Here is an 11,494-nt window from a genome sequence, read left to right as displayed (position 1 = left end):
TTGTTCTCTCAACATTTGAGCTGTCTGTGCCCAACGACCATAGTCTACTCTTAACATCTTTGCGTTGACCTCAATTTACTCCTCAGAATCAGATTGTCTCATACTTTGAAAACTATGGGTTTGAAGTTGGACGGGGTTTATTTGTCTAATCTCTATCAATATAAGCGCAACATGATGATTTCATCTGTCCCCACTCGAAATTATTTCTAGCAGTAAATTTTGAAATTATCCGCTTTTATGCAAAAAATGGCAAAGAGGCTAAAATAACTCAACGCGCCAAAAACGCATTAATACGCCCCAAACCTTTGCTAGTCATGCTTTTTAGCTGGATCGGCAAAGGTTTGGGGTAAAGCCGAGATCTGTGTAGTGAGTTATATCTGGACGGGTTCACTCAATGGCATTCAATTACAACTCTACTGGGCGGGAGACCCGTCCAGTGGGGAACTTGGCTATTTTATGCTGTGCTGGTAGATTTCGGTGATGCTGTTGCGGATGAACTATCTGTTCCATTCGACCGGATTTCGTTAGAGATGATTTATCGGGGTCTTTATCATTTCTATGTCGCTCATCACAAAGGTTTAGCCACTGACCCTATTAAGTATTTTGCAGCTCCGGCAAATCGAGACTTGGGCGTTCTTAAATCTATTCGTAAGCCATTCAAGAAATTGATTATTGCCCCCTTCCCTGACCGAACGAGCAGGGAGGGACAATTTTTCTTTGAGCCATCCGCTCAAACCTGCGTGACAACTGCACTCGTGTCTTAACTTGTCACGAATGGGGGAACCCGACGGTTTAGCGCACCAAGCAGAGAATTGATAATGGGGTTTTTCAGGTGGGAGATCGACTGTGAGAAATATCGATCGCATGTTTATGTTGTGGAAATCGACAGTTTGTGGTGGGAAATTCGGAACCCACCCCGTCGCTTCGCGCCACCCCTCCGAGGAGGGGAATTTTTAGGCGACTATCTGAAGTTGCTCGCGGGTGTAACGGCGAAGATTGCGATCGATCCGTTCTACTGTGATAAAATACTGTTAGATATATATAATTATTAGTAACTTATCCGTGGCTGAAGTTGAAATCGCCCGCTCCTCTGACAACAACCGGAGATCGCCGCTAGACGATCGCATCCTAACCCTAGTAGGTAAGGCAGGAATCGCCCGCAGTAACGATCTGCGTTCGCAAGGTATCCATCCCCAACAGCTCCGCCGCCTCACCGAATCAGGCGCATTAGTGCGGGTGAGCCGAGGACTATATACTTTACCGGATGCCGATTTCACCGAATTTCAAACTTATGTAGAAGCTTGCACCCGTTTCCCACGAGGCACGATCTGTCTGTTATCGGCTCTGCGCTTTCACGAACTCACGACGCAAAATCCTTTCCAGATCTGGATGTCATTTGATAATCGGTGGGGTTTACCTAGCGATAACCTGATTCCCTTGCGACAAATTAATATGTCGGGAGCATCCCTAACCGCAGGAATCGAAACCCATCTAGTTGCTGGAATTCCCGTCCGCGTTTATGACGTACCGAAAACGATCGCTGACTGCTTCAAATATCGATCGACAGTCGGACTAGATGTAGCCCTAGAAGCACTCAAGGAAGCATGGACGGAACGGAAATTGGATCTAAATATCCTATATAAATACGCTCGGATTTGTCGGGTACAGCGGATTATCCAACCCTACTTGGAGATGCTGGTACTATAACGCAATCGGACGAGCGCGAATCGCTTTCCCCTTTCCCCCATAAACAATACTTGAGCACTAGTTATCCTGGCTAATCGTGAGAGTCATTTTTTTTACACCATGCGAATAGATCGACTAGAAATCAAAAACTTTAAGAAATTCTCAGACTATACCTTGGAATTGCACCCCCAATTCACCCTACTAGTGGGGGACAATGGCACGGGTAAAACCACACTGCTGGATGCTTTAGCAATCTCGGCAGGAGTTTGGCTGGTCAACTCTCCCGATACGACCCTTAACAATAGTCGCCGGAATATTCTCCCCTCAGAAATCCGGCTAGAAGCAATCTCATCCGATACCATTACCCAACTTGTCGAACGAACGCCCGTCCAGATTAAAGCAATAGGCGCACTCGACGGTCGAGCGGTGCAATGGCTCAGACAAATTAAAACTAACGGTTCTAGAACCTCTAACACTGGAGCTAAAGCAGCATTAGAAATTATCTCCAGTTTATTTCAACAGGTTGCCGCAGGTGCAAAAATCTGGCTGCCAATTGTCGCCTACTACGGTGCGGGTCGAGCTTGGCTCCCCTCCAAAAGTCGCGACCCCAAAGCGACGATTACAGCCAGTCCTGCCCGTCGCTGGGATGCCTTTTATGACTGCTTTGAAGAACGAATTAGAATCGCCGATCTCCATACCTGGTTTCAGAAAGAAGCGATCGCTTCACTCAATCGCCAAGGAGAAATCCGCCCTGGTTATTGGGTGGTCAGGTTCGCTGTATTAAGCTGTATTCCCGATGCGGAAGACCTCTGGTTTGACCCAGAACGGTCGGAAATTGTGGTTTCGATCCAAGGCAATCCCCAACCCTTCAGTAATCTGAGTGCTGGTCAGAAAATGATGGTTGGCTTGATTGCCGATATTGCCATCAAAATTGTTACTCAAAATGCCTCTTTTTTAAGTGAAGGCTCGAACATCAATGGTGGCAACTTACCGCGAGTTTTACAGCAAACGTCAGGGCTAGTTCTGATCGATGAAATCGACGTACATTTACATCCAAAATGGCAACATCAAGTTGTCAATGACTTGACTAGAACTTTCCCCTCAATTCAGTTTGTCTGCACTTCCCATTCGCCACTAGTAATTGGGGAAGTTGAAGCCAGCCGGATTAGAATCCTTGAAAACGATAGAGAAACTAGTGGTGCAATTGCCACTATTCCCACTGAGGCTTATGGACTCGATGCCAATCGCGTATTAGACGAACTAATGGGTGCTAGCGATCGCAATAGAGAAGTATCGGAACGCCTACATACGCTATTTGAGCTGATCGATGCTGAAGATTTTGCAGCAGCTCGTCAAACGATCGCGACATTGAGCGACAAACTCGGCGAATCCGAGCCAGAACTAACCCGCGCTCGCTCGTTGATTAAATTTTTAGCAGGTAATGAATGAGAAATATCCACAAAAACCCCGAACCGAAATCCTTGACCGAACACCGATGCAATACTAATACCGATTATGATAACTATGCCGCAAAGGATGACCTCAGAGCGAGCTTAATTGGCGAACAACGAGGAATTTGCTGTTACTGTATGCAGCGGATTTATCCCGATTCAGACAAAATGAAGATCGAACATTGGCAATGTCAAGATCTATATCCCGAACGACAGTTAGAATATAAAAATTTGCTGGGGGCTTGCAAAGGTGACGAAGGACAAAAGCCTGACAGACAGCATTGCGATACCAAAAAAGGCAATCTCAATCTAAGTTTTAATCCTACCGATCCAGCTCACGATGTTGAAGGTAAAATTCGGTTTTTGGGAGATGGGACGATTGCCGCAAATGAGGAGCGATGCGATCGCGAAATTAATGAGGTATTGAATCTGAATCAAGGTACCTTAACTCGCAATCGCAAAGCCGTACTAGAGGCGTTTCGGCAAGGTTTAATCCAAGCTAATCCCTCTGATGCCGACTTGCGAAAACAACTTGCCAAGTGGAATGGGGATAATGGTGGCGAGCTAGCTCCATTTTGTCAAGTTGTCGTATATTATCTGCAAAAAAAGATCGCGAGAATGAAGTGAAAATAATGCGATCGCCATCCCCAAGTCAAACAGGCTGAAACCCATGTTTGGCATAGTTTCAAGCTTATCCATAATTTCGCAATCGTTCATTATTTTGCTGACGCTGAGTGAATCTACCCCCAGAAATTTATCTTGCCGACATCCAGGGAAGTGGCACAATTTTACACGGATCTCGGCTCGACACCTACTAGTACTAGGAAAGCTCGCATGTGCCCTCACTGGGGTATAGCGGCTCGCGCCCGTCGGGTTCCTCGACGCGAAAAGCGAGACAAGACAGCACGGTCGGGCTACCATAGAGGTGAATGAGTTAAAATTGGCGTTGTTATTGTTAGCCCAATGGCGCGGTGGCAGGTGTCTGGATCCCAATCGGAGTAAGGTTACGTGCCAAAGGTAAAATCCGATCGGAATTGCTTAATTTTTTATACCCTTCATGTTTGCGAATATCCTCTAAATTCCAGTAATACTGGATCGATCGAATCCAATGAGAAAACTATTTATATTCTTAGGTTTATCTCGCTGAATAGCTTAACTGAACTGACCGATCTCGATCTCAGTGGAATTCAAATTAGCTATCTTACACCACTGAATAACTATCAAATTAAAGACATTAGCGCGGTGAGTAGCTTGAGTGAATTGACTTATCTCAATCTCGAAAACAATCGAATTCAAGATATCAGACCGTTGATTAGTTTGAATAAGTTGACAGTTCTCTCGATCGAGAAGCCTGCTAGAGATTTTTATATTATGAAGTCTTTGGAGAAACCTATCCAGTATCGAACTCAGTTGAGATCTTATTAGAGTTAACGGCGATTAGACAGCTAAATTGTCAAGTTCGATCGAGTGGATTTATTTCGGTTCGAGAGCGATCTGCTGTTGGCACTCTACCATGTCACGATCGGGACTATTTACCAGCGTACTAACTGGGTAGAGTTGCATCGCCGCTGCGGGATAAGGTTTGAGCAAAGCTAATAAGCGATCGGTTCTAGAAACACCAGCATCGAGCCACGAGGAGTAATCTTCAGGAGCGAGAATGACAGGCATCCGGTCGTGAATCGGCGCGACCAGATCGTTCGCCGATGTCGTCAGAATCGTACAGGTTTCGATGAATTCTCCTAATGGACTTTCCCACTGCTCGAATAGTCCTGCGAACGCGAGCGGATGTCCGTCTTGCAGACTGAAAAAATACGGTTGTTTCTTGGCTTTACCACCATTGACTCGCTGCCATTCATAGAAACCGTTGGCAGGGATGAGGCAACGGTGGTAGCGCAGCGCAGCGCGAAATGAGGGCTTTTCGGCGACAGTTTCAGACCGAGCGTTAATTGGCTTGCTGAATTTGGTTGGGTCTTTGACCCAGGCGGGGAGCAATCCCCATTGAAATAAGTGCAACTGTCGCTGTAATGAGTTTGGGAGTTGAAAGACAGCCATTACTGGCTGGGACGGGGAAACATTGTAGCGAGGGGGTGGGAAGTCATTGGTATTTACCCCGAAAGCATTAGCGATCGAAGCTGCTGTAAAAGATTGTGAAAAACGTCCGCACATATTGACTGCAATTAGTTCTTCCGTCTTAACATCTTAACCGACTGCCGTTCGGTAAGCTAAAACCTGACTCGATCGATACCAACCTTACGCTCGATCTTTGATTAAAGATAACTGGATACCCATACTTACATTACTAGCTTGACTCAGATCGTTTTGACGAAGATCGCACGACCTGTCATCTGTGAGAGCAATCGCTAAACTGAGTTGATGCTGAAATACTGGCGGGGTTAAATCTTGAAGATCGATCGCTAATGATAAGCTCAATTGTCCTGGCGTAATATTGCCTTTTTGTCCCTGATGATAGTACAGATGACAGCCCGTACATAGGGTAACTAAATTGTTGGAATTATTATTAAATGGCTGGCGGTCGCGGTGGTGGACTTGGGCTGTGTATTTACTCCTAACTCGGCGCGGTAGATGGCGATAGCTGTTGCCTGGAGGTAAACACTGCATCCCGCATCGCTGACAACAATATCCCGATTGTTGTTTGATTGCATTAGCAATTTCATTCCAGTTTTCAGGATAGCCAGAAGTCATCATTTACTAGTTAAAACTCATGTTCCAAGTTTAACATATTGCATTAATAAATACGATCCTAAGATCGTATTTATTACAACGCACTATTAACTTTATGATATAATAAACAACAAATAAAAAGGTAAGTGCAATACACTTACCTCGCAAAAAAATTCTTATCTATATTATAAATGTTTTGTGTCAGCATTAGTATTTTGGGGCATTACCGATGCGCCTGACTACGAGAGGGAAACACGGATCTCTGCACCAATTTACGCAGAAAGTTACGAATAAGAGCGGTGAAGTAGTCGAATACCCCAAAGTACGCGGCAATCGCGATCCGCATAATCCCCAGCATTGGAAGTGGCAAATTACCTGGAAGGAAAACGTTGATGGTAAGTGGCGGAGTCGCTGCCGGATCGTTCCGCATCGTCAGGTGAGATGGGTGCAAAAAGCAATCTCTGAAAGCCTTGGTATCGATGCGATTTTGGCATTTTTGGCTTAAAATTTTGGTATGTAAATTACATACCAAAATTTGACCGGAATTAGCTCTGGGACTAGATTGAAGCGCGATCGATCGAGCGAAAACAGCTAAAAACCCTTTGAGTAGCTAGTTTCACCATTTTTTTAGTATGTAATTTACATACTAAAATTCGGCTAAAGCTGTTTGCTGACAGGAGATTCGAGCATTTTAAGAATCTTGAAATAGCTATAACCTTTGTGGTTCGCTAGTTTCAGTGTTTTTTTGGTATGTAATTTACATACTAAAAATTGGCTGCAACTGTTACTCTCAGGTAAATCTAGTCAGTTTGACACTAGATTTAGCCGATCGGCAGAAATAAAGTATGCTGTGGAAATATCGCGCGTTATCTCTACAGATATCTAATGACCGATTCTTCAGGATGTATCGTCAACCTCTTTCAGAAATCGAAACGTGGCTCGGCAATGACCGAACGATCTCAATTGAGGATCGTCGCTGGTTATGGCATCGATCGAGATATCCACGCTCATCCGATTAGCCCCAGACAGGTGCTGGTGGTGCGGCAAGAAGACTTGGTAAAGCTCGCAATCGACCCAGGCGAACTGAGCGAGAACATCGTCATCTCAGGGGCTAATTTAGATAGATTCGCACCTGGCTCCATGCTGAAATTCCCCAGCGGTGCGGCTATTCGGCTGACATTTCACTGCGAACCCTGCAAACGAGTCGCCCATTTGGTCGAGTCGCTTAAAAGCATCGAGGGCATGAGGGGCATTTTAGGGGTAGTTATTGCAGATGGATTCATAAAATCTGGGGATAGATTTGAGATCGAGCGGAACGTATTTCCCGCTTTATCCGATGTTCCTTACGAACGCTTTTTGGAGTTCTTGACGAAAATTCCGGCGGGTAAAGTAGTTACATATAAGCAGGTAATCGTCGGCATTGGAGTCTCACAAGGGTACTATCGCGCGATTCCCAAATACCTTCAAAAAGCAACTGCTGACGGGTATCCGGCGCATCGAGTATTAGACTCACAGGGCGATCTAACGCTACACGTTACCAACCAGCAAGGGCGATTAGAAGCAGAAGGGGTTCGAGTCATCGATTCATGCGTTGTGCTAGATGATTATTTGTGGAACGAGCCGACGATTTACTCGCACCTACGTTAATGGCGATCGAAAAGCCAAGTAAAATCTCGACTCGATCGTATAATCGAGGTGCCATTAATAATCAAGCTCTCCCATCGCTTCACCTCGAAGATCTTGCTGACATTATCGATCGATTGCCCTATGAGGTTATCATTCTCGATGATTTGACATTAGAGAAAGTAGCCGCTAGCGAACTTTTATTTGTGCAATTGTAGGTGATGAATTCTCCTAAATTCTCCTTTTTAAGAGGGGTTGGGAAGATTAGATCTAGGCTTTTCAGACACCCTCTCACAGTTGATCCCGATATCAAACACGATCGACTATTCCTGCTCCTTGCGCGGTCGTCCGCGTCGTTAATTAGTGCCGATCTTGTACAGGCTCAAATATGTTGAGCCAAAAGGATTATAGCTATTTTAATTCTTGATTAGTGCCGATCTTAATGCCGATGTTTTGGGGTTGGTAGTGCGATCGAAGGTTGAACCCACCCCACCCTACGGGCACCCCTGTCTTGTCGGTTTTTTTATTCGGAGGAAACCTCCAAATAAAACTGCCGCTCCGTTCGCGTAGCGTCTGCCTTCGCAGAGGAGGGGATTTTTTGGGCGATTCTCTTACGAGAGGCTACCGCCAACGATCGAATTGCGATTGGCAAAGGGCATGAATGGGCAGCCGCCACTAATGTTCGTCTCATTCTTGTTTACTCGACCGCCGCTTAGGCGGCGCGCAAGCTTCGGGGAAAACTCAAGGCATCAATCTTCCAGTGTTCGCCTTGTCGGACTAATTCGATCGAAATTGGAATTTCTCGATCGGATGTGAGGATGAGGATGGCATCGAAGGCATGGGCATCACCTTCAGGGAGCGATACTGGTAACAACAGTCGCTTGTGCTGGTCGATTTGATGCTTCCGCACGAGTTTCCGCATCTGCGCCTGGGAAATTGACTGTTTGAATCGGGCAGAGGTCAAACTATAAGCTGTCTCCAAATCGCCCATTGCCAAGTAATTAAAGAATTTGCCCAGCAGTTCCGGTATTCCCTCAGTCGCGGCAGATAACATGGCAGTAAAACCAATCCACAGGAGTAGGGCAATCGCACTAACAATCGCAGCACCGATACCAAAGTAAGACAGATAAGGTTGAAGCGTTTCCATTTATGTTTTCTCCCCTACCGATTCCTCCGATGCGGTTTTCGGCTTTTTCTCAAAAATCTGAATGCCTGCATCCACGATCTTTAAGCCTTGGCTACCTTCACCCAGCTTGCCACTAATTGGTCCCGCCCACATTTCAAATCCTGCGGCATTAGCTTCAGCCTTGCGCCAGCTTTTGGCATTGAGGATAGCAGTAAACGCGATCCCATTTTGGTCGATTAGTTCGACCTCAACTTTTTTATCAGGCAATGGCTTGGCTTGGGGCAATTCGGAGAATTTAAGGACGATTTCGGATTTAGCTGAGGGCATGGTTGAATCTGATAACTGGACAAGATCCGATTTTAGATCGATCTGGGAGCGGAATTTTCAGGCAACCATCTGAAGTTCCTCGCGGGTGTAACGACGAAGATTGCGATCGCTCTGCCACTGCACGACAAATTGTTCTCCTTCGAGCGATTCTACAATCCCCGCATCTTCTCCCCGCTCGTGAAAGGGATCGGCGGGTTTGACACGATCGCCTACCTTGAATTCGCGATCTTGTTCGGATGCGTTTTCGGAAACCTCGAACTTGCAATTCCTTAATTAATCCCTTGCGATCGACACCATCAGCCAATTCTTTGTCGAATATTGCTGGCGGTACCCAAAATTGCTGCTTCTTTGGTTAAGTCGTCAATGTGACGATAAGCTAACAAATTCCGCACGTTTACCGGATTGTGGGTATCTGCCACCCGATCGCCATGCTGATTGGAGACAAACAGATGCTCGATCCGGTTACAGGCTTCCTTTATTTCGATCGACCCCTCCCCGCCGCGAATATCTAGCCAATCATCAAACATCTGTTTAACCGCCCAGCCACAATGTTCGACAGGAAAAGGTAACAGATGATAACTATGGGCAAGCTCCAAACCAACCTGAACCAGAGCAAACCGAATCGATATCCTCGCAATGGCGTTGCCACAGAATACGTGCGAAATCCTGCAAGCTCATCCCCAAAGGCGTATTCTCTCGTCGAATTTTTGAGCTAAAACTGCCCAAATATCAGATGTTAGAATTGGCTCAGAGTAAATGTTATAGCCTATCTTGCAGGTTTTTGTTTTTACAGTTATTCTGTTTCAACGCCGTCCTGGAGCGTGCTTGCTTACTCTTGTACTTGTTTTTTCTGAATTTGTAACAGCCATAAATTATAAATCTAATAATAAAAATAAGGATGAATTTGACTGACTGTTAGTAATAAATTTGTAACTTTAGCATTTGTATAGCGGTCTGAACGGGGATAGACTAAGCAACTGTGAATCTGTCGATTATAATATGTATAATTAAGTTTATGAAGCTCGATATCGGCTAGTCTAAAGAGGATTCCTTTTCGATCGATTGCCTTCAATACATGCGGATCGACTCTAGTAAAAATAGTCTTCCAAACAGATGCTTCATAAGCTTGACTCAAGAAAAAGCTGTATTTCAAGTATTTATATTTACCGTTAAATCCTACTACTAAGGAGACGATTTTTTGAATCTGTTTGTGACATGGTGGTAGAACCTGCCACCAGTGAGCGCGAGTATCGATTTTAATCGGGAGGCGATCGAGATAGAGATGAAACTTGAGAGGATCGCACTCAGACACGAGCGCGTGAACTTGATGGTCGCACAGCAGCTCATCTAGTTTCCAGTCGGGGATCGTGGGAAACATGTGCCGTTGATATGAGGCTCCATAACACGTCAGCAGACTTTGCAAGGCGCGATCGACTAGTTCTCCCCCCGACGATACATAATTAATCAAAGCAAATGCCCCGTATTTCTAAAAGATTGCCAATTATTCTCCAACCATTTATCTATTTTCAGTTTCACGATCGGATTGAGTTGCTTCCCGTTATAGCCATTCTTGACAATTTCATGTAACGGAGTGCCGAGATCTACCGCTTCGAGAATTGCCGGATCTGCGAGCCAAGGCAGGATGTTAGCAATTTTAACTTTACCATCCTGTGAAAATTTGTCTAGCAGAGGTAACGGATCGAACCTATCCCAGTTAGGAACAGCACTAGTTATGCCTAAGTTAAATACGCAGACATGGTGCAGGTTGGGGTATTTAGTAACGAAATCGACGAACATTTGTTGGGATGTACCGCTCCCAAAGCTGCACCACCAATTTACAACTCTAAACGGTGGTGATTCGCTTGCCATAAGTGCGTTAATATTATTACTTTCTAGCCAAAGATCTATTCCGTCATTTGCTGGCAAAGATGAAATTATATCTTGCTTTAAACTGTATATTATATCGAACAGTCGATCGCCTAAATAGCTGAATTTAGTATCTTTAGAAAAGATAATCTGTTCGCTAAGTAATTTTGAACTTACTGACGACTTTTTAGCATCATCTTTATCTGCTAACGATCGACCAAAGCGACTGCCGATCGTCGAGCTAACTGAAGACTTTATATCCTTGTGCTGCCAAAGGGACACGGTTTCTTTGTCATAAGCTCGCGCTACATTATAATTAGGATCGGCATCAATTAAGGTAAACGCGCGATCGAGCTTAATAAATCTTTCACAAAATAGACGGGCGAGAGTAGATTTTCCAACTCCTCCTAAAACTCCATTGGAAAGATGTAGTGTTGGGATATTTGAATCGTCTATCTTTGGTGGTTCTATTGCTTCTACTTGCTCCACAGGCTCATCTTTTTTAGAATTGCTCATATCATTTAATCTCCAACATACAAACAGGTTTGCCAGTCTTTTTTATTCCTTTACGGATACAATCTTCTACAGATCTATTGCCAGATACAAACGCACGACGAAGGATTTTACCATCGGCAGTACTCAACCATTCCAGCATGGCACCATCCGAACCTCTGGCTAATCTTAATTGTTGAGGAAACATGGCAAAATATGCTAGCAATGATGCCGCTACCAT

At 44.9% G+C, this 11,494-nt stretch carries 14 protein-coding genes and 2 pseudogenes; 8 read left to right on the top strand and 8 right to left on the bottom strand.

Annotated elements, in window-relative coordinates; translation table 11 throughout:
- Positions 1-366: 366 nt before the first annotated feature.
- The 5 genes and pseudogenes from ACEW9J_RS14120 to ACEW9J_RS14100 form a co-directional block, all read left to right on the top strand.
- Positions 367-764: pseudogene (locus tag ACEW9J_RS14120) on the top strand (IS4 family transposase); the annotation flags it as partial.
- Between the two features lie 298 nt (positions 765-1,062).
- Complete coding sequence (locus ACEW9J_RS14115) at positions 1,063-1,707, top strand: type IV toxin-antitoxin system AbiEi family antitoxin domain-containing protein (RefSeq protein ID WP_373545752.1); 645 nt, start codon at positions 1,063-1,065, stop codon at positions 1,705-1,707.
- Between the two features lie 99 nt (positions 1,708-1,806).
- On the top strand, positions 1,807-3,135 hold the full coding sequence (locus ACEW9J_RS14110; RefSeq protein ID WP_373545751.1) for an AAA family ATPase: 1,329 nt from the start codon (positions 1,807-1,809) through the stop codon (positions 3,133-3,135).
- On the top strand, positions 3,132-3,764 hold the full coding sequence (locus ACEW9J_RS14105) for a retron system putative HNH endonuclease (protein WP_373545750.1): 633 nt from the start codon (positions 3,132-3,134) through the stop codon (positions 3,762-3,764). Before ACEW9J_RS14110 ends, ACEW9J_RS14105 begins: the two co-directional genes overlap by 4 nt.
- A 381-nt stretch (positions 3,765-4,145) precedes the next feature.
- Positions 4,146-4,562: a hypothetical protein gene (locus ACEW9J_RS14100; protein WP_373545749.1), complete on the top strand. Its 417-nt coding sequence runs from the start codon at positions 4,146-4,148 to the stop codon at positions 4,560-4,562.
- A 48-nt stretch (positions 4,563-4,610) separates the two neighbouring features.
- Here the strand turns inward: ACEW9J_RS14100 and ACEW9J_RS14095 are convergent, their stop codons facing one another.
- Positions 4,611-5,303: an SOS response-associated peptidase gene (locus ACEW9J_RS14095; protein WP_373545748.1), complete on the bottom strand. Its 693-nt coding sequence runs from the start codon at positions 5,301-5,303 to the stop codon at positions 4,611-4,613.
- A gap of 84 nt (positions 5,304-5,387) precedes the next feature.
- On the bottom strand, positions 5,388-5,843 hold the full coding sequence (locus tag ACEW9J_RS14090) for a hypothetical protein (protein ID WP_373545747.1): 456 nt from the start codon (positions 5,841-5,843) through the stop codon (positions 5,388-5,390).
- A 205-nt stretch (positions 5,844-6,048) separates the two neighbouring features.
- Here ACEW9J_RS14090 and ACEW9J_RS14085 point away from each other — a divergent pair, with 205 nt between their 5' ends.
- The 3 genes from ACEW9J_RS14085 (at position 6,049) to ACEW9J_RS14075 (ending at position 7,660) form a co-directional block, all read left to right on the top strand.
- Positions 6,049-6,324 carry a hypothetical protein gene (locus ACEW9J_RS14085; RefSeq protein ID WP_373545746.1) on the top strand — a complete coding sequence of 92 codons (276 nt, stop codon included), beginning with the start codon at positions 6,049-6,051 and terminating at the stop codon, positions 6,322-6,324.
- Between the two features lie 380 nt (positions 6,325-6,704).
- Positions 6,705-7,466, top strand: coding sequence for an MGMT family protein (locus tag ACEW9J_RS14080; RefSeq protein ID WP_373545745.1), 762 nt, complete (start codon positions 6,705-6,707; stop codon positions 7,464-7,466).
- Positions 7,430-7,660 (top strand): hypothetical protein, encoded by a 231-nt coding sequence (locus ACEW9J_RS14075; protein WP_373545744.1) that lies wholly within the window; start codon positions 7,430-7,432, stop codon positions 7,658-7,660. The genes ACEW9J_RS14080 and ACEW9J_RS14075 overlap by 37 nt, the downstream gene beginning before the upstream one ends.
- Before the next feature lie 494 nt (positions 7,661-8,154).
- Here ACEW9J_RS14075 and ACEW9J_RS14070 read toward each other — a convergent pair whose 3' ends face one another.
- The 6 genes and pseudogenes from ACEW9J_RS14070 to ACEW9J_RS14045 all read right to left on the bottom strand — a co-directional run.
- On the bottom strand, positions 8,155-8,589 hold the full coding sequence (locus ACEW9J_RS14070; protein WP_373545743.1) for a hypothetical protein: 435 nt from the start codon (positions 8,587-8,589) through the stop codon (positions 8,155-8,157).
- Complete coding sequence (locus ACEW9J_RS14065) at positions 8,590-8,895, bottom strand: hypothetical protein (protein ID WP_373545742.1); 306 nt, start codon at positions 8,893-8,895, stop codon at positions 8,590-8,592. It abuts the gene before it with no gap.
- A gap of 296 nt (positions 8,896-9,191) precedes the next feature.
- Entirely contained in the window at positions 9,192-9,491 is a 300-nt protein-coding gene (locus ACEW9J_RS14060; RefSeq protein WP_373545741.1) for a hypothetical protein, read from the bottom strand.
- 284 nt (positions 9,492-9,775) lie between these two features.
- Positions 9,776-10,363 carry a hypothetical protein gene (locus ACEW9J_RS14055; RefSeq protein ID WP_373545740.1) on the bottom strand — a complete coding sequence of 196 codons (588 nt, stop codon included), beginning with the start codon at positions 10,361-10,363 and terminating at the stop codon, positions 9,776-9,778.
- Positions 10,360-11,277, bottom strand: coding sequence for a carbon monoxide dehydrogenase maturation protein (locus ACEW9J_RS14050; protein WP_373545739.1), 918 nt, complete (start codon positions 11,275-11,277; stop codon positions 10,360-10,362). Before ACEW9J_RS14050 ends, ACEW9J_RS14055 begins: the two co-directional genes overlap by 4 nt.
- Position 11,278: 1 nt before the next feature.
- Positions 11,279-11,494: pseudogene (locus ACEW9J_RS14045) on the bottom strand (hypothetical protein); the annotation flags it as partial.

Origin of the sequence: Chamaesiphon sp., from assembly GCF_041737865.1 — a bacterium.
In the GTDB taxonomy this organism is placed as follows: domain Bacteria; phylum Cyanobacteriota; class Cyanobacteriia; order Cyanobacteriales; family Chamaesiphonaceae; genus Chamaesiphon.
The sequence above is the reverse complement of the archived record's forward strand: the minus strand, read 5'-3'. Positions and strand labels throughout refer to the sequence as shown.